Source organism: Leclercia sp. UBA2479 (assembly GCF_002341985.1).
In the GTDB taxonomy this organism is placed as follows: Bacteria; Pseudomonadota; Gammaproteobacteria; order Enterobacterales; family Enterobacteriaceae; genus Enterobacter; species Enterobacter pneumoniae.
In genome coordinates this window covers 92,226-114,123 of sequence record NZ_DDPB01000013.1, presented here as the reverse complement: position 1 = coordinate 114,123, position 21,898 = coordinate 92,226, and the positions used below count along the sequence as shown (strand labels likewise).

At 54.6% G+C, this 21,898-nt stretch carries 22 protein-coding genes; 20 read left to right on the top strand and 2 right to left on the bottom strand.

The genetic code is table 11. The features are described from left to right. Positions 1-15 precede the first annotated feature (15 nt). The 4 genes from B3B59_RS18405 to nei are packed head-to-tail and all read left to right on the top strand — an operon-like array spanning position 16 to position 3,187. Positions 16-735, top strand: a complete 720-nt coding sequence (locus tag B3B59_RS18405; RefSeq protein WP_286809688.1) for a DUF969 domain-containing protein — start codon at positions 16-18, stop codon at positions 733-735. Beyond that, positions 732-1,727, top strand: coding sequence for a DUF979 domain-containing protein (locus B3B59_RS18400; protein ID WP_046886575.1), 996 nt, complete (start codon positions 732-734; stop codon positions 1,725-1,727). The genes B3B59_RS18405 and B3B59_RS18400 overlap by 4 nt, the downstream gene beginning before the upstream one ends. Positions 1,728-1,736: 9 nt before the next feature. Next, positions 1,737-2,381: a pyroglutamyl-peptidase I gene (gene pcp, locus B3B59_RS18395; RefSeq protein ID WP_207293244.1), complete on the top strand. Its 645-nt coding sequence runs from the start codon at positions 1,737-1,739 to the stop codon at positions 2,379-2,381. A gap of 14 nt (positions 2,382-2,395) precedes the next feature. Further along, the gene (gene nei, locus B3B59_RS18390) at positions 2,396-3,187 is read left to right on the top strand and encodes an endonuclease VIII (protein WP_286809687.1); all 792 of its coding nucleotides are present in this window, start codon (positions 2,396-2,398) and stop codon (positions 3,185-3,187) included. Between the two features lie 40 nt (positions 3,188-3,227). On the opposite strand, the gene gltA is transcribed toward nei, so the two are convergent. Together gltA and B3B59_RS20555 are read right to left on the bottom strand one after the other, a co-directional pair. Further along, positions 3,228-4,514: a citrate synthase gene (gltA, locus tag B3B59_RS18385; RefSeq protein WP_207293245.1), complete on the bottom strand. Its 1,287-nt coding sequence runs from the start codon at positions 4,512-4,514 to the stop codon at positions 3,228-3,230. A 206-nt stretch (positions 4,515-4,720) separates the two neighbouring features. Further along, on the bottom strand, positions 4,721-4,828 hold the full coding sequence (locus B3B59_RS20555; protein ID WP_419395273.1) for a hypothetical protein: 108 nt from the start codon (positions 4,826-4,828) through the stop codon (positions 4,721-4,723). A gap of 326 nt (positions 4,829-5,154) precedes the next feature. Here B3B59_RS20555 and sdhC point away from each other — a divergent pair, with 326 nt between their 5' ends. The 16 genes from sdhC (at position 5,155) to tolA (ending at position 21,770) form a co-directional block, all read left to right on the top strand. Next, positions 5,155-5,559: a succinate dehydrogenase cytochrome b556 subunit gene (gene sdhC / locus B3B59_RS18380; RefSeq protein WP_040076531.1), complete on the top strand. Its 405-nt coding sequence runs from the start codon at positions 5,155-5,157 to the stop codon at positions 5,557-5,559. Continuing rightward, positions 5,553-5,900, top strand: a complete 348-nt coding sequence (sdhD, locus tag B3B59_RS18375) for a succinate dehydrogenase membrane anchor subunit (RefSeq protein WP_040076530.1) — start codon at positions 5,553-5,555, stop codon at positions 5,898-5,900. The genes sdhC and sdhD overlap by 7 nt, the downstream gene beginning before the upstream one ends. Further along, the gene (gene sdhA / locus B3B59_RS18370; RefSeq protein ID WP_040076529.1) at positions 5,900-7,666 is read left to right on the top strand and encodes a succinate dehydrogenase flavoprotein subunit; all 1,767 of its coding nucleotides are present in this window, start codon (positions 5,900-5,902) and stop codon (positions 7,664-7,666) included. Before sdhD ends, sdhA begins: the two co-directional genes overlap by 1 nt. Positions 7,667-7,681: 15 nt before the next feature. Beyond that, positions 7,682-8,398, top strand: coding sequence for a succinate dehydrogenase iron-sulfur subunit SdhB (gene sdhB / locus B3B59_RS18365; RefSeq protein WP_039029333.1), 717 nt, complete (start codon positions 7,682-7,684; stop codon positions 8,396-8,398). 266 nt (positions 8,399-8,664) lie between these two features. Further along, a complete protein-coding gene (sucA, locus tag B3B59_RS18360; protein WP_040076528.1) occupies positions 8,665-11,472 on the top strand; it encodes a 2-oxoglutarate dehydrogenase E1 component in 2,808 nt (935 codons plus the stop codon). Positions 11,473-11,486: 14 nt separating this feature from the next. Then, positions 11,487-12,713 (top strand): 2-oxoglutarate dehydrogenase complex dihydrolipoyllysine-residue succinyltransferase, encoded by a 1,227-nt coding sequence (gene odhB, locus B3B59_RS18355; RefSeq protein ID WP_040076527.1) that lies wholly within the window; start codon positions 11,487-11,489, stop codon positions 12,711-12,713. Between the two features lie 80 nt (positions 12,714-12,793). After that, a complete protein-coding gene (sucC, locus tag B3B59_RS18350; RefSeq protein ID WP_040076526.1) occupies positions 12,794-13,960 on the top strand; it encodes an ADP-forming succinate--CoA ligase subunit beta in 1,167 nt (388 codons plus the stop codon). After that, positions 13,960-14,829: a succinate--CoA ligase subunit alpha gene (sucD, locus tag B3B59_RS18345; protein WP_040076525.1), complete on the top strand. Its 870-nt coding sequence runs from the start codon at positions 13,960-13,962 to the stop codon at positions 14,827-14,829. Before sucC ends, sucD begins: the two co-directional genes overlap by 1 nt. Before the next feature lie 807 nt (positions 14,830-15,636). After that, positions 15,637-17,205 carry a cytochrome ubiquinol oxidase subunit I gene (gene cydA, locus B3B59_RS18340; protein WP_046886975.1) on the top strand — a complete coding sequence of 523 codons (1,569 nt, stop codon included), beginning with the start codon at positions 15,637-15,639 and terminating at the stop codon, positions 17,203-17,205. Between the two features lie 15 nt (positions 17,206-17,220). After that, the gene (gene cydB / locus B3B59_RS18335) at positions 17,221-18,360 is read left to right on the top strand and encodes a cytochrome d ubiquinol oxidase subunit II (RefSeq protein WP_046886974.1); all 1,140 of its coding nucleotides are present in this window, start codon (positions 17,221-17,223) and stop codon (positions 18,358-18,360) included. Positions 18,361-18,374: 14 nt separating this feature from the next. Continuing rightward, positions 18,375-18,488, top strand: a complete 114-nt coding sequence (gene cydX / locus B3B59_RS18330) for a cytochrome bd-I oxidase subunit CydX (protein ID WP_006177208.1) — start codon at positions 18,375-18,377, stop codon at positions 18,486-18,488. Continuing rightward, entirely contained in the window at positions 18,485-18,778 is a 294-nt protein-coding gene (ybgE, locus tag B3B59_RS18325) for a cyd operon protein YbgE (RefSeq protein WP_172657834.1), read from the top strand. Before cydX ends, ybgE begins: the two co-directional genes overlap by 4 nt. Positions 18,779-18,926: 148 nt before the next feature. Next, complete coding sequence (ybgC, locus tag B3B59_RS18320) at positions 18,927-19,331, top strand: tol-pal system-associated acyl-CoA thioesterase (RefSeq protein ID WP_003858593.1); 405 nt, start codon at positions 18,927-18,929, stop codon at positions 19,329-19,331. Continuing rightward, on the top strand, positions 19,328-20,020 hold the full coding sequence (gene tolQ, locus B3B59_RS18315; protein ID WP_082035716.1) for a Tol-Pal system protein TolQ: 693 nt from the start codon (positions 19,328-19,330) through the stop codon (positions 20,018-20,020). The genes ybgC and tolQ overlap by 4 nt, the downstream gene beginning before the upstream one ends. 3 nt (positions 20,021-20,023) lie before the next feature. Beyond that, entirely contained in the window at positions 20,024-20,452 is a 429-nt protein-coding gene (tolR, locus tag B3B59_RS18310) for a colicin uptake protein TolR (RefSeq protein ID WP_032617094.1), read from the top strand. Between the two features lie 37 nt (positions 20,453-20,489). Further along, complete coding sequence (gene tolA, locus B3B59_RS18305) at positions 20,490-21,770, top strand: cell envelope integrity protein TolA (protein WP_286809685.1); 1,281 nt, start codon at positions 20,490-20,492, stop codon at positions 21,768-21,770. Positions 21,771-21,898: the final 128 nt, after the last annotated feature.

The window sequence follows — 21,898 nt, the reverse complement described above, 5'->3', positions numbered from 1 at the left end:
AACAGGAACGTCATCATGGCAGAGACGCTAAACCTCTGGCCACTCATCGGTATCGCGGTGATTGTGGTCGGATTTCTTTTACGCTTTAACCCGGTGCTGGTTGTCATTGTCGCCGGGATCGTGACGGGGCTGGCGGCGCAGATGCCGATTGCAACCATCCTCGAAAAATTGGGCGAAGGGTTCCTCAACACCCGTAACCTGCCTTATATCCTGCTGATCCCGCTGGCGGTGATCGGCCTGCTTGAGCGTCACGGGCTGAAAGAGCGCGCCCAGGCGTGGATCGCGAAGATCCGCAGCGCCACCTCGGGCCGCCTGCTGATCGTCTACCTCTTTGTGCGCGAAGCCTCTGCCGCGATGGGATTGACCAGCCTTGGCGGTCATCCACAAATGGTGCGACCGCTGCTGGCGCCGATGGCGGAAGGAGCGGCTGAGCAGAAGTACGGCGAGCTGCCGGGTGCCGTGCGTTATCGTCTGCGCGCCATGTCGGCCGCGACTGACAACGTCGGGCTGTTCTTCGGAGAAGACATTTTTGTCGCCTTCGGGGCCATCATCTTTATGCACAACTTTATGCTGGAGTCCGGAGGGATTCAGACCGAGCCGCTGCACATTGCCTTGTGGGGGATCCCGACCGCGATCTGCGCCTTTGTGATCCATGCTACCCGTCTGTGGCGTCTGGATAAACACCTTGAGCGCGAGCTGGCAAAAACCCTCCGCACGCCGGGAGGTGCCAAATGAATTTCCAGCAAAGCTATCTTTACTGGCTTGCCGGCCTGGTGCTGATTATCGTCGCCTTGATGTCATTTCGCGATAAAGCCAACCCACGCCGTATCACTACCGGGTTGTTCTGGGGCATCTATGGCCTGATGTTCCTGCTCGGTGACTGGACCTATCAGCTGGTGGGCGACAAACGCACGGTGCACATTGCCGTGGGGGCAGCGGTGGTGGCGTTGGCGCTGATTGCCGGCTTCGGTGGCGTGCGTCTGGGAAGCTATCATCAGCGTAAACCGGAAGAGCGCGAAGCCAGCGCCAAACGACTCGGCAACCGGCTCTTCTATCCGGCACTGGCGATCCCGGTGGTGACGGTGGTAGGCGTGCTGATGTTTAACCATATTCCGGGCCTTCAGGAAGCGCTGTTCGGGCCTGGCAACCACTCCACGCTGGTGACGCTCTTCTCGATGACCGTCGGTTCGCTGATTGGCCTGGGCATGGCGGTTAAAATGACCCATGAGAAGGTGCATCAGCCGATTCAGGAGGCGCGCCGTCTGCTGGACTCCATCGGCTGGGCCTTTATTTTGCCGCAAATCCTCGCCACGCTGGGGCTGCTGTTCACCGCGGCGGGCGTTGGGGAGGGGATCTCCTGGCTTACCCAGACCTATCTGGCTGTCGATAGCCGCTTTATCGCCGTGGCGGTCTACGCCATCGGGATGGCGCTGCTGACCATGGTCATGGGCAATGCCTTTGCCGCCTTCCCGATCGTGACGGCAGGGATTGGTATTCCGATCCTGGTACTGCAGCACGGCGGTAACCCGGCGGTAATGGCGGCGATCGGGATGTTCTCTGGCTACTGCGGTACTCTGATGACGCCGATGGCGGCAAACTTCAATATCGTGCCGGCGGCGCTGCTGGAGTTGCCAGATAAAAATGCGGTGATTAAGGCGCAGGTGCCGACAGGCGTGCTGCTGTTGATTGCCAACGTTTTCTTACTCTACTTCCTGATGTTCTTGTAAGGAGAGACCATGCAAACCGTATTAGTGACCGGTTTCGAACCCTTTGGCGGCGAGACCGTAAACCCTTCCTGGGAAGTGGTAAAACAGCTTGAAGGGATGACCATTGAGCACTGTCGCGTGGTGACGCGGCAGTTGCCGTGCGTGTTTGGCGAGTCGCTGGCGGTGCTGAACGCGGCCATTGATGAACTGCAACCGTCGGTGATTCTGGCGATAGGGCAGGCGGGTGGCCGCGTGGACATTACCGTAGAACGGGTGGCGATCAACGTCGATGACGCGCGCATTCCTGATAATAAAGGTCAGCAGCCCGTTGACGTGGCGATTGTGCCAGACGGCCCGGCGGCATGGTTTAGTTCTCTGCCAATCAAAGCGATGGTGGCAGCCCTGCGTGAGGCAGGCGTTCCTGCTTCGGTTTCCCAGACGGCGGGCACTTTCGTCTGTAATCATGTGATGTACGGCCTGCTGAATACTATCGCTAAGCGGCCCGGCGTGAAGGGCGGGTTTATCCACATCCCTTATCTGCCGGAACAGGCCGCCGCCCATATAGGGGCTCCGAGCATGGCGGCACACACGGTACAGCGAGGCCTTGAGGTTGCCATTGCGGTGGCTATTCGCCAGCAGGTTGACAGTAAAATTACCGGCGGTGCGACACATTAACTAAGGACGATATTATGCCAGAAGGCCCGGAGATCCGCCGTGCGGCGGATAACCTGGAGGCGGCGATCAAAGGTAAACCCCTCACCGGAGCGTGGTTTGCCTTCCCGCAATTGAAGCCCTATGAGTCCCGGCTGCTGGGGCAGACGATCACCCATATCGAAACGCGCGGGAAAGCGTTGCTGACCCATTTCTCTAATCAGCTGACGCTCTACAGCCATAATCAACTGTACGGCGTATGGCGGGTAGTGAAAACCGGCGAAACGGTGCAGACCAACCGCGTGCTGCGGGTCAAACTCCAGAGCGCCGAGAACACCATTTTGCTCTACAGCGCCTCGGATATAGAGATGCTCACCCCCGAACAGCTCACCACCCATCCGTTTTTACAGCGCGTAGGGCCCGATGTGCTGGATCCGCGGTTGACGGTGGAGGTGGTGAAAGCCAGGCTGCTCTCTCCTGCGTTTCGTAATCGGCAGTTTTCCGGGCTGTTGCTCGATCAGGCGTTTCTTGCCGGGCTGGGAAATTACCTGCGGGTGGAGATCCTCTGGGAAGTGGGGCTGGCGGCGCAGCGCAAAGCGTCGCAGCTCAGTGAACCCCAGCTTGATGCGTTATCCCGGGCGCTGCTGGCGATACCGCGGCTCTCTTACCAGACGCGCGGCGTGGTGAATGAGAACAAGCATCATGGGGCGTTGTTCCGCTTTAAGGTCTTTCATCGGGATGGGAAACGGTGCGAGCGCTGCGGCGGGGTGATTGAGAAGACGACGGTCTCATCGCGGCCATTTTACTGGTGTCCTTACTGCCAGAAATAAAAAACGCGCCCGGAGGCGCGTTTTTAACATCCTTTGCAGATTACTGCTCAGTGATGTCAGATTTAAAATCACGCTGCTCGTAGCCGGTATACAGCTGACGAGGACGGGCGATTTTCATGCCTTCGCTGTGCATTTCGTTCCAGTGTGCAATCCAGCCCACGGTACGTGCCATGGCGAAGATCACGGTGAACATGGAAGACGGAATACCCATCGCTTTCAGGATGATGCCTGAGTAGAAGTCGACGTTCGGGTAGAGTTTCTTCTCGATGAAGTACGGGTCGTTCAGCGCGATGTGTTCCAGCTCCATCGCCACTTCCAGCAGGTCATCTTTGGTACCCAGCTCTTTCAGCACTTCGTGGCAGGTTTCACGCATTACGGTGGCGCGCGGGTCGTAGTTTTTGTAAACACGGTGACCGAAGCCCATAAGGCGGAAGGAGTCATTCTTATCCTTCGCACGGCGTACGAATTCCGGAATGTGCTCAACGGAGCTGATCTCTTCCAGCATTTTGAGCGCCGCTTCGTTCGCGCCGCCGTGCGCCGGTCCCCACAGGGAGGCGATGCCCGCAGCGATACAGGCGAACGGGTTTGCGCCCGAAGAGCCCGCGGTACGTACGGTAGAGGTCGATGCGTTCTGCTCGTGGTCAGCGTGCAGGATCAGAATACGATCCATGGCGCGTTCCAGTACCGGGTTCACTTCGTACTCTTCACACGGCGTGGAGAACATCATGCGCAGGAAGTTACCCGCGTAGGAGAGGTCGTTACGCGGATAAACGAACGGCTGACCGATGGAGTACTTGTAGCACATCGCGGCCATGGTTGGCATTTTGGACAGTAGACGGAATGCCGCGATATCACGGTGACGTGGGTTATTCACGTCCAGTGAGTCGTGGTAGAACGCTGCCAGCGCACCGGTAATCCCGCACATCACCGCCATTGGGTGAGAGTCACGACGGAACGCATGGAACAGACGGGTAATCTGCTCATGGATCATGGTATGACGGGTTACGGTAGTTTTGAATTCATCGTATTGCGCCTGCGTCGGTTTTTCGCCGTTCAGCAGGATGTAGCACACTTCCAGATAATTGGAGTCGGTAGCTAACTGATCGATGGGGAAACCGCGGTGTAACAGGATACCTTCATCACCGTCGATAAAGGTGATTTTGGACTCGCAAGATGCGGTAGAGGTGAATCCAGGGTCAAAGGTGAATACCCCTTTAGAACCCAGCGTACGGATATCAATAACATCCGGACCGAGTGTGCCTTTTAGCACATCCAGTTCAATAGCATTATCACCACCCAGGGTGAGCTTTGCCTTTGTATCAGCCATTTACGGTCTCCTTAGCGCCTTATTGCTTAAGACCACGGTTTACCGGATTTGCATTCTGCTGATTTAACACCGTTACCAGTTTGTTATTTGGCTTACCGCTCAGCTCACGAGGAGAAACCAGGGTACAGAGCTATGGCGCCTTGCAGGTAATGAGTTGAAAAATCAGTGAAACAACAGCAAATCAGTGTCTTCGCGGTCCGAATTATTCAAACCTGTATATCACTAATAACTGTCCTGATAACTTCGGTCAATACCACCACACTGTTACATAACTTATTCTCAGGTGAAAGCAAGACCTCATAACTTTTGCGCATTATATGCCTTTTCTGGTGATGTTTGTAACAATAATGTTTAACATTTGTCAAATCAGATGATTAAAATTTAAAAAGATGTTGTTATCGTGACCCTGATCACTGTTCGGCATAAAACCCGACAAACTATATGTAGGTTAATTGTAATGATTTTGTGAACGCCCTATACTGCGGCCAGGTCTCCGGAAAACCCTGCAATCCCGAGCCACCCAGCGTTGTAATGTGTCATTTGAACATCTGGAAGCAATGTTTTACATGACGCACAGTTATAGAAAAGGCACGCTGTCTGACCCGCAAGCAGTCCGGAGGAAGGAAACAATAAGAACAGCATGTGGGCGTTATTCATGATAAGAAATGTGAAAAAACAAAGACCTGTCAATCTGGATCTTAAAACGATCCGATTCCCCGTAACGGCAATAGCGTCCATTCTCCACCGTGTATCCGGTGTGATTACGTTTGTGGCGGTAGGCATTCTGCTGTGGTTGCTGGGTACCAGCCTCTCTTCCCCGGAAGGATTCCTCCAGGCGTCTGCCATCATGGGCAGCTTCTTCGTGAAATTTATCATGTGGGGCATTCTCACCGCACTGGCGTATCACGTTGTCGGTGGTGTTCGCCATATGCTGATGGATTTCGGCTATCTGGAAGAGACCTTCGAAGCGGGTAAACGTACTGCCAATATTTCATTTGTGATTACTGTCGTGCTTTCACTTCTTGCAGGAGTTCTCGTATGGTAAGCAACGCCTCCGCATTAGGACGCAACGGCGTACATGATTTCATTCTGGTTCGCGCTACCGCCATCGTCCTCACCCTCTACATCATCTATCTGATCGGTTTCTTCGCCACCAGCGGCGACCTGACGTGGGAAATCTGGAGCGGATTCTTCGGCTCGGCTTTCACCAAAGTCTTCACCCTGCTGGCCCTGTTCTCCATTCTGATCCACGCCTGGATTGGTATGTGGCAGGTACTGACCGATTACGTTAAACCTCTGGCAATTCGTCTGCCGCTGCAGCTGGCTATCGTTGTGGCGTTAGTGGTTTACGTTATTTATGGATTCGTTGTGGTGTGGGGTGTGTGATGAAACTGCCAGTCAGAGAATTTGATGCTGTCGTAATTGGTGCGGGTGGCGCAGGTATGCGTGCCGCACTGCAAATTTCCCAGAGCGGCCAGACCTGTGCGCTGCTCTCTAAAGTGTTCCCGACCCGTTCCCATACCGTTTCAGCCCAGGGTGGCATCACCGTGGCGCTGGGTAATACCCATGAAGATAACTGGGAATGGCACATGTACGACACGGTGAAAGGTTCCGATTATATCGGCGACCAGGATGCCATCGAATATATGTGTAAAACCGGCCCGGAAGCGATTCTGGAGCTGGATCATATGGGTCTGCCATTCTCCCGTCTGGAAAATGGCACTATCTATCAGCGTCCGTTTGGCGGCCAGTCGAAAGATTTCGGCGGCGAGCAGGCGGCACGTACCGCGGCGGCGGCTGACCGTACCGGTCACGCCCTGCTGCATACTCTGTACCAGCAGAACCTGAAAAATCACACCACCATCTTCTCCGAGTGGTATGCGCTGGATCTGGTGAAAAACGCCGATGGCGCAGTGGTAGGTTGTACCGCACTGTGCATCGAGACCGGCGAAGTGGTCTACTTCAAAGCCCGTGCAACCGTGCTGGCGACCGGCGGTGCAGGCCGTATTTATCAGTCCACCACTAACGCCCACATCAACACCGGTGACGGCGTTGGTATGGCTATCCGCGCGGGCGTGCCGGTGCAGGATATGGAGATGTGGCAGTTCCACCCAACCGGCATCGCTGGCGCGGGCGTTCTGGTAACAGAAGGCTGCCGTGGTGAAGGTGGCTACCTGCTGAACAAACACGGCGAGCGCTTCATGGAGCGTTATGCCCCGAATGCGAAAGACCTGGCGGGTCGTGACGTGGTGGCGCGTTCCATCATGATCGAAATCCGCGAAGGCCGCGGCTGCGATGGCCCATGGGGTCCACACGCGAAGCTGAAGCTCGACCACCTGGGTAAAGAGGTACTGGAATCCCGCCTGCCGGGCATTCTGGAGCTGTCCCGTACCTTTGCTCACGTTGACCCGGTTAAAGAACCTATCCCGGTTATCCCAACCTGCCACTACATGATGGGCGGTATTCCGACCAAAGTGACCGGTCAGGCATTGACCGTGAACGCGCAGGGCGAAGATGTGGTCATCCCAGGCCTGTTCGCCGTCGGCGAAATCGCCTGCGTCTCCGTGCACGGTGCAAACCGTCTGGGCGGCAACTCCCTGCTGGACCTGGTGGTATTTGGTCGTGCGGTGGGTCTGCATCTGCAGGAATCCATTGCCGAGCAGGGTGACCTGCTTGACGCCACCGACGCTGAAATCGATGCCTCCCTCGAGCGCCTCAACCGCTGGAACGGCAACCGTAACGGCGAAGATCCGGTGGAAATCCGTAAAGCGCTGCAAGAGTGCATGCAGCATAACTTCTCGGTCTTCCGCGAAGGTGACGCGATGGCGAAAGGGCTTGAGCAGCTGAAAGCGATCCGTGAGCGTCTGAAAAACGCCCGTCTGGACGATACCTCCAGCGAGTTCAACACCCAGCGCGTTGAGTGTCTGGAGCTGGATAACCTGATGGAGACCGCATTCGCGACTGCGATGTCGGCAAACTTCCGTACCGAGAGCCGTGGCGCGCATAGCCGCTTCGACTTCCCGGATCGTGACGACGAAAACTGGCTGTGCCATTCCCTGTATCTGCCAGAGTCGGAAACCATGACGCGTCGTAGCGTGAACATGGAACCGAAACTGCGTCCGGCGTTCCCGCCGAAGATTCGTACTTACTAATGCGGAGACAGGACAATGAAACTCGAATTCTCAGTTTATCGTTATAACCCGGATGTAGATGATGCCCCGCATATGCAGGATTACACCCTGGAAGCGGAAGAAGGCCGTGACATGATGCTGCTGGATGCCTTAATGCAGCTGAAAGAAAAAGATCCGACACTGTCATTCCGTCGCTCTTGCCGTGAAGGGGTGTGTGGCTCCGACGGCCTGAACATGAATGGCAAAAACGGTCTGGCCTGTATTACCCCAATCTCTGCGCTCAATCGTCCTGGCCAAAAGATTGTGATCCGCCCGCTGCCAGGCCTGCCGGTCGTGCGCGATTTGGTGGTGGACATGGGGCAATTCTATGCACAATATGAGAAGATTAAGCCTTACTTGTTGAATAATGGGCAAAATCCACCTGCTCGCGAGCATTTACAGTCGCCAGAGCAGCGTGAAAAACTCGATGGTCTGTATGAGTGTATTCTCTGTGCATGTTGTTCGACCTCGTGCCCGTCGTTCTGGTGGAACCCGGACAAGTTTATCGGCCCGGCCGGCCTGCTGGCCGCGTATCGCTTCCTGATCGACAGCCGCGATACTGAAACCGATAACCGTCTGGAAGGGTTGAGTGATGCTTTCAGCGTATTCCGCTGCCATAGCATTATGAACTGCGTCAGTGTATGTCCTAAGGGGCTGAACCCGACGCGCGCCATCGGCCATATTAAGTCGATGCTGTTGCAACGCAGTGCGTAAGTAATGAGAGAGGGGAGTGCTGTTCCCCTCACCCTAACCCTCTCCCAAAGGGAGAGGGAATAGATTGCAGGAAATCTTTAAAAACTGCCGACGACATTCCCCCTCTCCTGTGGGAGAAGGTCGGGGTGAGGGGAAACCCTTAAGACAGTTTCTAAAGGTTCCTTCGCGAGCCAACAAGAGCTCGCAGGTGAACCCCGGCACGTACACGAAGTGTGCGTGGTAGTTTCTACGGCGAAAGTAAGCATAAAAATGCTTAAGGGATCACGATGCAGAACGGCGCTTTGAAAGCCTGGCTGGACTCTTCTTACCTTTCTGGTGCGAACCAGACCTGGATAGAACAGCTCTATGAAGACTTCTTAACCGATCCTGACTCAGTGGACGCAAACTGGCGTTCTATGTTCCAGCAATTACCAGGAACAGGGGTCAAACCGGATCAATTCCACTCCAAAACACGTGATTATTTCCGTCGTCTGGCGAAGGATGCCTCACGTTACTCTTCTGCTATTTCCGACCCTGACACCAATGCGAAGCAGGTTAAAGTCCTGCAGCTTATCAACGCTTATCGCTTCCGTGGTCACCAGCATGCGAATCTCGATCCGCTGGGACTGTGGCAGCAAGATCGCGTAGCGGATCTCGATCCGGCTTACCACGATCTGACCGAGGCCGATTTCCAGGAGAGCTTTAACGTAGGTTCATTTGCCATCGGCAAAGACACGATGAAGCTGGGCGATCTGATTGATGCCCTCAAGCAGACCTACTGCGGCTCCATCGGCGCGGAATACATGCACATCACCTCGACAGAAGAGAAACGCTGGATCCAACAGCGTATTGAGTCCGTGGCGGGCCACGCGACCTTCTCCCCTGAAGAGAAAAAACGCTTCCTGGGCGAACTGACTGCAGCAGAGGGCCTTGAGCGCTATCTGGGCGCGAAATTCCCGGGTGCGAAGCGCTTCTCGCTGGAAGGCGGCGACGCATTAGTCCCAATGCTCAAAGAGCTGATTCGTCATGCTGGTAAAAGCGGTACCCGTGAAGTGGTACTGGGTATGGCGCACCGTGGCCGTCTGAACGTGCTGGTCAACGTCCTGGGTAAAAAACCGCAGGATCTGTTCGACGAATTCGCGGGTAAACATAAAGAACACCTCGGCACTGGCGACGTGAAGTACCACATGGGCTTCTCATCGGATATCGAAACCGAAGGCGGGCTGGTGCATATGGCGCTGGCGTTTAACCCGTCTCACCTGGAAATTGTTAGCCCGGTGGTTATCGGTTCCGTGCGCGCGCGTCTGGATCGTCTGGACGAGCCGAGCAGTAACAAAGTGCTGCCAATCACCATCCACGGTGACGCGGCCATTACCGGTCAGGGCGTGGTTCAGGAGACCCTGAACATGTCCAAAGCGCGGGGTTACGAAGTGGGCGGTACCGTTCGCATCGTGATCAACAACCAGGTGGGCTTCACTACCTCTAACCCGCTGGACGCGCGTTCTACGCCGTACTGTACTGATATCGGTAAGATGGTACAGGCGCCAATCTTCCACGTTAACGCGGACGATCCGGAAGCAGTGGCCTTCGTTACCCGTCTGGCGCTGGACTATCGTAATACCTTCAAACGTGACGTGCTGATTGACCTGTTCTGCTACCGCCGTCACGGCCACAACGAAGCTGATGAGCCAAGTGCAACCCAGCCGTTGATGTATCAGAAAATCAAAAAACACCCGACGCCGCGCAAGATCTATGCCGACAGGCTGGAAGGCGAAAACGTGGCGACGCTGGAAGATGCGACCGAGCTGGTCAATCTTTACCGCGACGCGCTGGACGCGGGTGAATGCGTTGTGAAAGAGCTGCGTCCGATGAATATGCACTCCTTTACCTGGTCGCCGTACCTCAACCACGAGTGGGATGAGAGCTACCCGAACAAGGTCGAGATGAAGCGCCTGCAGGAGCTGGCAAAACGCATCAGCACCGTGCCTGACGCTATCGAGATGCAGTCTCGCGTGGCAAAAATTTACGCTGACCGTCAGTCCATGGCGGCAGGCGACAAGCTGTTCGACTGGGGCGGCGCCGAGACGCTGGCCTACGCCACGCTGGTAGACGAAGGCATTCCGGTTCGTCTGTCCGGTGAAGATGCGGGCCGTGGTACTTTCTTCCACCGTCATGCGGTTGTGCACAACCAGTCAAACGGTTCAACCTACACTCCGCTGCAGCACGTACATAACGGCCAGGGCCAGTTTAAGGTCTGGGACTCCGTTCTGTCTGAAGAAGCGGTACTGGCATTTGAGTACGGCTACGCCACCGCGGAACCGCGCACCCTGACCATCTGGGAAGCGCAGTTCGGTGACTTTGCTAACGGCGCTCAGGTGGTGATTGACCAGTTCATCTCTTCTGGCGAACAGAAGTGGGGCCGTATGTGTGGTCTGGTGATGCTGCTGCCGCACGGTTACGAAGGCCAGGGTCCGGAGCACTCCTCCGCGCGTCTGGAACGTTATCTGCAACTCTGCGCTGAGCAGAACATGCAGGTCTGCGTGCCGTCTACCCCGGCTCAGGTGTATCACATGCTGCGTCGTCAGGCGCTGCGCGGTATGCGTCGTCCGCTGGTGGTCATGTCACCGAAATCCCTGCTGCGCCATCCGCTGGCGGTCTCCAGCCTCGATGAACTGGCTAACGGCACCTTCCTGCCAGCCATCGGTGAGATTGACGAGCTGGATCCGAAAGGCGTTAAGCGTGTCGTAATGTGTTCTGGTAAGGTTTATTACGACCTGCTGGAACAGCGCCGTAAGAACGATCAGAAAGATGTCGCCATCGTGCGTATCGAACAGCTCTATCCATTCCCGCATCAGGCGATGCAGGAAGTGCTGAAACAATATGCTCACGTCCATGATTTTGTCTGGTGCCAGGAAGAGCCGCTCAACCAGGGCGCATGGTACTGCAGTCAGCATCATTTCCGTGAAGTGATTCCATTTGGGTCTGCTCTGCGTTATGCAGGTCGCCCGGCCTCCGCCTCTCCGGCGGTAGGGTATATGTCCGTTCACCAGAAGCAGCAACAAGATCTGGTTAATGACGCGCTGAACGTCGATTAATTAAAGGATAAATAATGAGTAGCGTAGATATTCTTGTTCCCGACCTGCCTGAATCCGTAGCAGATGCGACCGTCGCGACCTGGCACAAAAAACCGGGCGATAGCGTTAAGCGCGATGAAGTGCTGGTAGAAATCGAAACTGACAAAGTGGTACTGGAAGTACCGGCATCGGCGGATGGCATTCTGGACGCAGTGCTGGAAGATGAAGGGACCACCGTGACCTCTCGCCAGATCCTGGGTCGCCTGCGTGAAGGCAACAGTGCGGGCAAAGAGTCCAGCGCTAAATCTGAAGAGAAAGCCTCTACGCCGGCCCAGCGCCAGCAGGCTTCTCTGGAAGAGCAGTCTAACGACGCGCTCAGCCCGGCGATCCGTCGCCTGCTGGCTGAACACAGCCTCGATCCGGCGGCCATCAAAGGCACCGGCGTGGGCGGCCGTCTGACCCGCGAAGATATCGATAAGCATCTGGCAAAAGCGCCTTCTGAAGCGAAAGCTGAGGCCAAAGCCCCTGCGGCAGCGCCAGCAGCGCAGCCTGCACTGGGCGCACGCAGCGAAAAACGCGTGCCGATGACCCGCCTGCGTAAGCGTGTGGCTGAGCGTCTGCTGGAAGCGAAAAACTCCACCGCGATGCTGACCACCTTCAACGAAGTGAACATGAAGCCAATCATGGACCTGCGTAAGCAGTACGGTGACGCGTTTGAAAAACGTCACGGTATCCGTCTGGGCTTTATGTCCTTCTATGTGAAAGCGGTGGTTGAAGCGCTGAAACGCTACCCGGAAGTGAACGCTTCCATCGACGGCGATGATGTGGTTTATCACAACTACTTCGACGTGAGCATGGCCGTTTCTACGCCGCGCGGTCTGGTGACTCCGGTCCTGCGTGACGTAGACACCCTGGGCATGGCTGACATCGAAAAACGCATTAAAGAGCTGGCGCTGAAAGGCCGTGACGGCAAGCTGACCGTAGAAGATCTCACCGGTGGTAACTTCACCATTACCAACGGCGGCGTCTTCGGTTCGCTGATGTCCACCCCGATCATCAACCCGCCACAGAGCGCGATCCTGGGCATGCACGCCATCAAAGATCGTCCAATGGCCGTTGACGGTAAAGTCGAAATTCTGCCGATGATGTATCTGGCGCTCTCCTACGATCACCGTCTGATTGATGGCCGTGAGTCCGTGGGCTTCCTGGTCGCCATTAAAGAGCTGCTGGAAGATCCGACTCGTCTGCTGCTGGACGTGTAGTTTCGCACCATTGCCCGGCGGTCTCCCGCCGGGCCTACAAAAGCATGATCTAACGATTACCTGAAGGATGGATAGAACACATGAACTTACATGAATATCAGGCCAAACAGCTGTTTGCCCGGTATGGCTTACCGGCTCCGGTGGGTTATGCCTGTACTACCCCGCGTGAAGCAGAAGAAGCCGCATCAAAAATCGGTGCTGGCCCGTGGGTAGTTAAATGTCAGGTTCACGCTGGTGGCCGCGGTAAAGCGGGCGGTGTGAAGGTAGTCAACTCTAAAGAAGAGATCCGCGCTTTTGCGGAACATTGGCTGGGCAAACGCCTGGTGACCTACCAGACAGACGCGAACGGCCAGCCGGTTAACCAGATTCTGGTTGAAGCGGCGACCGATATCGCAAAAGAGCTGTACCTGGGCGCGGTAGTAGACCGTAGCTCCCGTCGCGTGGTGTTCATGGCCTCTACCGAAGGCGGCGTGGAAATCGAAAAAGTGGCGGAAGAGACCCCGCACCTGATCCACAAAGTGGCTATCGATCCGCTGGCCGGCCCTATGCCGTACCAGGGTCGCGAACTGGCGTTCAAACTGGGTCTGGAAGGTAAACTGGTTCAGCAGTTCACCAAGATCTTTATGGGCCTGGCGACCATCTTCCTGGAGCGCGACCTGGCGCTGATCGAAATCAACCCGCTGGTGATCACTAAGCAGGGCGACCTGATCTGCCTCGACGGCAAACTGGGTGCCGACGGCAATGCCCTGTTCCGCCAGTCCGATCTGCGTGAAATGCGCGACCAGTCTCAGGAAGATCCGCGTGAAGCGCAGGCTGCACAGTGGGAACTGAACTACGTAGCGCTGGATGGCAACATCGGCTGTATGGTTAACGGTGCGGGCCTGGCAATGGGCACCATGGACATCGTTAAACTGCACGGCGGCGAACCGGCCAACTTCCTTGACGTGGGCGGCGGCGCAACCAAAGAGCGCGTGACCGAAGCGTTTAAAATCATCCTCTCTGACGACAACGTGAAAGCCGTTCTGGTGAACATCTTTGGCGGTATCGTACGTTGCGACCTGATCGCAGACGGCATTATCGGTGCGGTAGAAGAAGTGGGTGTTAACGTTCCAGTGGTTGTGCGTCTGGAAGGTAACAACGCTGAACTCGGCGCGAAAAAACTGGCTGACAGCGGCCTGAATATTATTGCAGCGAAAAGTCTGACGGATGCAGCTCAGCAGGTTGTTGCCGCAGTGGAGGGGAAATAATGTCCGTTTTAATTAATAAAGATACCAAGGTTATCTGCCAGGGCTTCACCGGTAGCCAGGGGACTTTCCACTCCGAACAGGCGCTGGCCTACGGTACGCAAATGGTTGGCGGCGTGACGCCGGGTAAAGGCGGCACTACGCACCTGGGTCTGCCGGTGTTCAACACCGTGCGCGAAGCGGTCGAAGCGACCGGCGCAACCGCGACCGTGATCTACGTTCCTGCGCCGTTCTGCAAAGATTCCATTCTGGAAGCCATCGATGCAGGCATCAAACTGATCATCACTATCACTGAAGGCATCCCGACGCTGGACATGCTGACCGTGAAAGTGAAGCTGGATGAAGCCGGCGTGCGCATGATCGGCCCGAACTGCCCGGGTGTTATCACCCCAGGTGAGTGCAAAATCGGTATTATGCCAGGCCATATCCATAAGCCAGGTAAAGTGGGCATTGTTTCCCGCTCTGGTACCCTGACCTATGAAGCGGTTAAACAGACCACTGACTACGGTTTCGGCCAGTCTACCTGCGTGGGCATCGGCGGTGACCCGATTCCAGGTTCTAACTTCATCGACATCCTGAAGCTGTTCCAGGAAGACCCGCAGACCGAGGCGATCGTAATGATCGGTGAAATCGGCGGTAGCGCAGAAGAAGAAGCGGCCGCTTACATCAAAGATCACGTGACCAAGCCGGTAGTAGGCTACATCGCGGGTGTTACCGCGCCGAAAGGCAAGCGTATGGGCCACGCTGGCGCCATCATCGCAGGCGGTAAAGGTACTGCTGATGAGAAATTTGCTGCGCTGGAAGCAGCGGGTGTGAAAACCGTTCGCAGCCTGGCTGATATCGGCGAAGCACTGAAATCCATCATTAAGTAAATCCTCTCTGCTCCCCGTGCGGGGAGCTTTGACATAATAAATGTCCGTTTCGACATGGTTGGCCATCGTAAGATGGCCTTTTTTTTATGCGAGGGGAGGGGAGACGATGCGCCAAAAACAGGCGCCAGTCAGTGAGGGAAAGGGGATAATCCAGCGGTCGGCTATTTCGCTTTCACTTTATAGTAACAATGCGGTGTTAATTTACGGATTGTGAAAAGTAAAATATTTGTAATAGATTTCTTTTCTGTGAGTAAGATAAAAAATTAACGTCCCCAGGATATTGGGACTAATTTGCCTTAATAAAAAAATTCTCTTCCAGCCTGGTTAATTTAAATGACTATTATTCATGGTATGTCGTTTAATTGATAACTAATGCCCGCCAATTTATACATATCATTAACATGGTTTTTACTATGTTTACCGCTAAGATACACAGTTAACAACTGAGCTTAATATTGATTTAAATCAATATTTAATACCTGGAAAAGAGCGTGAAAAACCGTTAAATTGTTCGCGATCAAACTGGTCTAAAAGTGGTAAATTCGCCATATATTGATCGCTGTCGTAAAACGTAAATCTGATTCAATAAAAACCTGTTTATTGTAAGGATTTTACGGCGTAATATATTGCAGGATCAATTTGGTGTTTTAATTAACGTATCTGCAACCTTTCATCATGGCTTTTTTCTCCAGCGAAGAATAAGTAAGGAAGAAAGGATGCTGAAAACTTTTTTATTGGGGCATGCGGGTGAGTCCTTTCTAACGGGACTTACTCTCGAGGTCTTCATGCGATGAGCAAGGAGTCATGATGTTAGATATAGTCGAACTGTCGCGCTTACAGTTTGCCTTGACCGCGATGTACCACTTCCTGTTTGTGCCACTGACGCTCGGTATGGCGTTCTTGTTGGCCATCATGGAAACGGTGTACGTCCTCTCCGGCAAACAGATTTATAAAGATATGACCAAGTTCTGGGGCAAGTTGTTTGGTATCAACTTTGCGCTGGGCGTGGCTACCGGTCTGACCATGGAGTTCCAGTTCGGGACTAACTGGTCTTATTACTCCCACTACGTTGGGGATATTTTCGGTGCGCCGCTGGCCATTGAAGGTCTGATGGCCTTCTTCCTCGAATCCACCTTTGTAGGTCTGTTCTTCTTCGGCTGGGATCGTCTGAGTAAAGTTCAGCACATGGCGGTAACCTGGCTGGTCGCCCTCGGCTCCAACCTCTCTGCACTGTGGATCCTGGTGGCAAACGGCTGGATGCAGAACCCTATCGCCTCTGATTTCAACTTCGAAACCATGCGCATGGAGATGGTGAGCTTCTCTGAGCTGGTGCTGAACCCGGTCGCGCAGGTGAAATTCGTGCACACCGTGGCTTCGGGTTATGTCTGCGGCGCGATGTTCGTGCTGGGTATTAGCGCCTACTATATGCTGCGTGGCCGCGACTTTGCTTTCGCAAAACGCTCCTTCGCCATTGCGGCGAGCTTCGGTATGGCAGCCATCCTCTCTGTTATCGTGCTGGGTGATGAATCCGGTTACGAGATGGGTGACGTGCAGAAAACCAAGCTGGCGGCAATTGAAGCAGAATGGGAAACGCAGCCGGCTCCGGCGGCCTTTACCCTGTTCGGTATTCCGGATCAGGATGCGCAGGAAAACCGCTTCGCCATTCAAATTCCTTACGCGCTGGGCATTATTGCTACCCGCTCCGTGGACACGCCGGTCATTGGCCTTAAAGACCTGCTGGTTCAGCATGAAGAGCGTATCCGTAACGGGATGAAAGCCTATTCCCTGTTAGAGCAGCTGCGTGCGGGCTCAACCGATCAGGCCGTTCGCGACCAGTTCAACGACGTGAAGAAAGACCTGGGTTATGGTCTGCTGCTGAAACGCTATACCCCGAACGTCTCTGACGCGACGGAAGCGCAAATTCAGATGGCGACCAAAGACTCCATTCCACGCGTTGCGCCGTTGTATTTCGCGTTCCGTATCATGGTCGGGAGCGGCATCATTATGCTGCTGATCATTGCTGCCTCCTTCTGGTCGGTTATTCGTAACCGTATCGGCGAGAAAAAATGGCTGCTGCGTACGGCGCTGTACGGTATTCCGCTGCCATGGATTGCCATCGAATCCGGTTGGTTCGTTGCGGAGTATGGCCGTCAGCCGTGGGCTATCGGTGAGGTGTTACCAACGGCTGTGGCGAACTCGTCGCTGACCGCAGGCGACCTTATCTTCTCCATGTTGCTGATTTGCGGTCTGTACACCCTGTTCCTGGTGGCTGAGCTGTTCCTGATGTTCAAGTTCGCTCGCCTCGGCCCAAGCAGCCTGAAAACCGGTCGCTATCACTACGAGCAGTCCTCCGTGGCTTCTCAGCCGGCACGCTAAGACAGGAGTCGTCAAATGATCGATTATGAAGTATTGCGTTTTATCTGGTGGCTGCTGGTTGGCATTCTGCTGATTGGCTTTGCTGTCACCGACGGGTTCGACATGGGGGTGGGCATGCTCACCCGTTTCCTCGGTCGTAACGACACCGAGCGTCGTATCATGATTAACTCCATCGCTCCTCACTGGGACGGTAACCAGGTGTGGCTGATCACCGCAGGCGGCGCGCTGTTTGCTGCCTGGCCGATGGTCTACGCCGCGGCGTTCTCCGGCTTCTATGTGGCGATGATTCTGGTGCTGGCCTCTTTATTCTTCCGTCCGGTAGGCTTTGACTACCGTTCCAAGATTGAAGATACCCGCTGGCGTAACATGTGGGACTGGGGCATCTTCATCGGTAGCTTTGTGCCACCGCTGGTGATTGGCGTGGCCTTTGGTAATCTGCTGCAGGGCGTACCGTTCCACATCGACGAGTACATGCGTCTTTACTACACCGGTAACTTCTTCCAGCTGCTGAACCCGTTTGGTCTGCTGGCAGGTGTGGTGAGCGTGGCGATGATCATTACTCAGGGCGCGACCTATCTGCAGATGCGTACTGTGGGTGAACTGCACCTGCGCTCTCGCGCAACGGCGCAGGTTGCTGCGCTGGTGACGCTGGTCTGCTTTGCCCTGGGCGGTGTCTGGGTAATGTATGGTATTGATGGCTACGTTGTGACCTCTGCGATCAACCACGCTGCGCCGTCTAATCCATTGACGAAAGAAGTGGCGCGTCAGGCAGGTGCATGGCTGGTGAACTTCAACAATATGCCTGCGCTTTGGGCTATCCCCGCGCTGGGCGTGCTGTTGCCGCTGCTGACCGTGCTGACCTCTCGTCTGGAAAAAGGCGCGCTGGCGTTCGTCTTCTCGTCACTGACCCTGGCGTGCATTATCCTGACTGCCGGAATCGCGATGTTCCCGTTCGTGATGCCATCAAGCACCATGATGAATGCAAGCCTGACCATGTGGGATGCGACCTCCAGTCAGCTGACGCTTAATCTGATGACCTATGTTGCGGGTGTGTTCGTACCCATTATTCTGCTGTACACCTCCTGGTGTTACTGGAAAATGTTTGGTCGTCTCACCAAAGAACATATCGAAAGTAATACCCACTCTATGTACTAAGTAAGGAGCTGAATATGTGGTATTTCGCATGGATTTTAGGGACGCTTCTTGCCTGTGCATTTGGGGTGATTACCGCCCTGGCGCTGGAGCACGTTGAAGCGTCCAAAGCCGGTGAAGAAAAACACTGATGGAAATTATCGCGACCCTCTATCGCGTAATGGACAAGCGCCCGTTAAGGGCGCTTTCCCTTGTGATGGCATTAGTGTTGGCAGGATGCGTATTTTGGGATCCGGCGCGCTTTGCTGCCAGAACCAGTACGCTCGAGATCTGGCACGGGTTTCTTATTATGTGGGCCGTCTGTGCGGGGGTGATCCACGGCGTCGGTTTTCGTCCGAAAGCCCCTCTCTGGCAGGGCATTTTTTGTCCGCTGGTGGCCGACCTGGTGCTGTTCGCTGGCCTGATTTTCTTTTTCAATTGAATAAGAACCCTCCGTTAATATTATGGGCTTACCAGGGCCCATAAAAATTTACTCTCCGTTTACTTTCCCCCATTCCAAACCATCATTCCCGCGCGTATAGTAGCGAAGTTTAAAAGCGCTAACTTTTGTTGCATTACCGGGATGTAAAGTGAATACAACGCTGTTTCGATGGCCGGTTCGTGTCTACTACGAAGACACCGACGCCGGGGGTGTGGTTTACCACGCCAGCTACGTTGCCTTTTATGAACGAGCACGCACTGAGATGCTGCGCCATCATCACTTTAGCCAGCAAGTGCTGTTGGCTGAGCGAGTTGCCTTTGTGGTACGCAAGATGACGCTGGAGTATTTTGCGCCCGCCAGACTCGACGATATGCTCGAAGTCCAAACGGAAATTACATCAATGCGCGGAACCTCGCTGGTTTTCACGCAGCGTATCGTCAACGCAGAGAACACTGTACTGAACTCAGCAGAAGTACTGATTGTCTGTGTTGATCCAACCATAATGAAGCCTCGTGCGCTTCCTAAGTCTATTGTCGCGGAGTTTAAGCAGTGACTGACATGAATATCCTTGATTTGTTCCTGAAGGCTAGCCTTCTGGTTAAACTTATCATGTTGATTTTGATTGGTTTTTCTATCGCATCCTGGGCCATTATCATCCAGAGAACGCGTATCCTTAACGCCGCAAGCCGCGAAGCCGAAGCCTTTGAAGACAAGTTCTGGTCCGGTATCGAACTGTCTCGCCTGTATCAGGAGAGCCAGGGCCGTCGCGATAACCTTTCCGGTTCTGAACAGATTTTCTACAGCGGGTTTAAGGAATTTGCGCGCTTACATCGAGCGAATAGCCACGCGCCGGAAGCGGTTGTTGAAGGGGCATCCCGTGCGATGCGTATCTCAATGAACCGCGAGCTTGAGACGCTGGAAACGCATATTCCATTCCTCGGCACCGTCGGCTCCATCAGCCCGTATATCGGCCTGTTTGGTACCGTGTGGGGGATTATGCACGCCTTTATCGCGCTGGGCGCGGTGAAACAGGCCACGCTGCAGATGGTCGCTCCGGGGATCGCTGAAGCGCTGATCGCGACGGCAATCGGTCTTTTCGCCGCCATTCCTGCGGTAATGGCTTATAACCGTCTGAACCAGCGCGTGAATAAACTGGAACTGAATTACGACAACTTTATGGAAGAGTTCACCGCGATTCTGCACCGTCAGGCGTTTACCAGCACCGAGAGTAACAAGGGGTAAACCATGGCCAGACAGCGTGGACGAGGTCGTCGCGAACTCAAGTCCGAAATCAACATTGTACCGCTGTTGGACGTACTGCTGGTGCTGTTGCTGATCTTTATGGCAACGGCTCCCATCATTACGCAGAGCGTAGAGGTTGATCTGCCGGATGCGACAGAGTCGCAGGCTGTGAGCACCAATGATGACCCGCCGGTCATCATTGAGGTGTCAGGGGTCGGGCAATACAGCGTGGTGGTGGAAAAAGATCGTCTGGATCAACTTCCGCCGGAGCAGGTTATTGCTGAAGCACAACGCCGCCTACAGTCAAATCCGAAAACGGTCTTCTTAATCGGTGGTGCGAAAGATGTGCCTTACGATGAAATCATTAAAGCGCTGAACCTGCTGCATAGCGCGGGTGTTAAGTCGGTCGGCTTGATGACGCAGCCAATTTGATTATCTGCGTACACAAAAAAGTTTTTGGGAACCAATAGTGTCAAAGGCAACCGAACAAAACGATAAGCTTAAACGGGCGATTATTATCTCGGCGGTGCTGCATGTCATTCTGTTTGCAGTACTGATCTGGAGTTCGTTCGACGAGCATATAGATGCATCAGCAGGTGGCGGTGGGGGATCCTCCATCGACGCCGTTATGGTGGATCCCGGCGCCGTCGTTCAGAACTATAATCGTCAGCAGCAACAGCAGGCGAGTGCAAAACGTGCTGAAGAGCAGCGAGAAAAACAGGCGCAACAGCAAGCTGAGGAACTGCGTGAAAAGCAGGCCGCAGAGCAAGAGCGTCTGAAGCAGCTTGAAAAAGAGCGTTTGCATGCGCAGGAAGCGGCGAAAGAGCAGGCACAGCAGCAGAAACAGGCGGAAGACGCGGCGAAAAAAGCCCAGGAGCAGCAGAAGCAGGCTGAAGAGGCTGCAGCCAAAGCGGCCGCAGACGCGAAAGCAAAAGCGGATGCTCAGGCTAAAGAAGCCGCAGAAGCCGCGAAGAAAGCTGCTGCAGACGCGCAGAAACAAGCTGAAGCCGAGGCGGCGAAAGCGGCCGCAGATGCGAAGAAGAAAGTAGAAGCGGAAGCGGCAAAGAAAGCCGCCGCAGAAGCACAGAAGAAAGCTGAAGCAGAAGCTGCGAAGAAAGCTGCACAGGAAGCCGAGAAAAAAGCGGCGGCTGACGCGGCGAAGAAAGCGGCTGCTGCCGAGAAGGCCGCGGCTGAAAAAGCGGCTGCCGCTGAAAAAGCTGCAGCTGATAAAAAAGCGGCTGCCGAGAAAGCTGCCGCAGATAAAAAAGCGGCAGCCGAAAAAGCCGCTGCCGATAAAAAAGCTGCCGCTGAAAAAGCGGCTGCCAAAAAGGCCGCTGCTGAAAAAGCCGCTGCAGCTTCGGGCGTTGACGATCTCCTGGGCGATCTAAGCTCTGGTAAGAATGCGCCGAAAACGGGCGGAGGGGCGAAAGGAAATAATGCTGCCCCGGCCGGAAGCGGTAACACTAAGAGTAACGGTGCCTCAGGCGCTGAGATCAACGGTTATGCCCAGCAGATTAAAGCTGCTATTGAGAGCCGATTTTATGATGCGTCTTCCTATACAGGCAAAACCTGTACGCTGCGTATAAAACTGGCTCCAGACGGCATGCTGCTTGATATTCAGTCCGAAGGTGGCGATCCAGCCTTATGTAATGCTGCTCTGGCAGCTGCGCGTCAGGCCAGAATGCCTAAGCCGCCGTCTCAGGCTGTGTATGAAGTCTTTAAAAATGCGCCGCTGGATTTCAAACCTTAAGGAAAATTTTCCTCGTGAAAACGGGGAAAATAGACCAGGTTTAGTCACAGGGTTCTGGTAGTGTTGTCTATTTGGGTTTGTTAATATTCTGCTAAATTATCGCGGGTAATGTTACCCAGGTAAGGGAG

What these genes read in the sequence shown, in the direction of transcription:
- cydA (WP_046886975.1), top strand. Translation starts at nt 15,637, where the DNA reads ATGTTAGATATAGTCGAACTGTCGCGCTTACAGTTTGCCTTGACCGCG.
- pcp (WP_207293244.1), top strand. Translation starts at nt 1,737, where the DNA reads ATGCAAACCGTATTAGTGACCGGTTTCGAACCCTTTGGCGGCGAGACC.
- B3B59_RS20555 (WP_419395273.1), bottom strand. Translation starts at nt 4,828, where the DNA reads ATGCGCAAAAGTTATGAGGTCTTGCTTTCACCTGAGAATAAGTTATGT.
- sdhA (WP_040076529.1), top strand. Translation starts at nt 5,900, where the DNA reads ATGAAACTGCCAGTCAGAGAATTTGATGCTGTCGTAATTGGTGCGGGT.
- cydB (WP_046886974.1), top strand. Translation starts at nt 17,221, where the DNA reads ATGATCGATTATGAAGTATTGCGTTTTATCTGGTGGCTGCTGGTTGGC.
- sdhD (WP_040076530.1), top strand. Translation starts at nt 5,553, where the DNA reads ATGGTAAGCAACGCCTCCGCATTAGGACGCAACGGCGTACATGATTTC.
- sucA (WP_040076528.1), top strand. Translation starts at nt 8,665, where the DNA reads ATGCAGAACGGCGCTTTGAAAGCCTGGCTGGACTCTTCTTACCTTTCT.
- cydX (WP_006177208.1), top strand. Translation starts at nt 18,375, where the DNA reads ATGTGGTATTTCGCATGGATTTTAGGGACGCTTCTTGCCTGTGCATTT.
- sucD (WP_040076525.1), top strand. Translation starts at nt 13,960, where the DNA reads ATGTCCGTTTTAATTAATAAAGATACCAAGGTTATCTGCCAGGGCTTC.
- tolR (WP_032617094.1), top strand. Translation starts at nt 20,024, where the DNA reads ATGGCCAGACAGCGTGGACGAGGTCGTCGCGAACTCAAGTCCGAAATC.
- B3B59_RS18405 (WP_286809688.1), top strand. Translation starts at nt 16, where the DNA reads ATGGCAGAGACGCTAAACCTCTGGCCACTCATCGGTATCGCGGTGATT.
- sdhC (WP_040076531.1), top strand. Translation starts at nt 5,155, where the DNA reads ATGTGGGCGTTATTCATGATAAGAAATGTGAAAAAACAAAGACCTGTC.
- nei (WP_286809687.1), top strand. Translation starts at nt 2,396, where the DNA reads ATGCCAGAAGGCCCGGAGATCCGCCGTGCGGCGGATAACCTGGAGGCG.
- sucC (WP_040076526.1), top strand. Translation starts at nt 12,794, where the DNA reads ATGAACTTACATGAATATCAGGCCAAACAGCTGTTTGCCCGGTATGGC.
- sdhB (WP_039029333.1), top strand. Translation starts at nt 7,682, where the DNA reads ATGAAACTCGAATTCTCAGTTTATCGTTATAACCCGGATGTAGATGAT.
- B3B59_RS18400 (WP_046886575.1), top strand. Translation starts at nt 732, where the DNA reads ATGAATTTCCAGCAAAGCTATCTTTACTGGCTTGCCGGCCTGGTGCTG.
- odhB (WP_040076527.1), top strand. Translation starts at nt 11,487, where the DNA reads ATGAGTAGCGTAGATATTCTTGTTCCCGACCTGCCTGAATCCGTAGCA.
- gltA (WP_207293245.1), bottom strand. Translation starts at nt 4,514, where the DNA reads ATGGCTGATACAAAGGCAAAGCTCACCCTGGGTGGTGATAATGCTATT.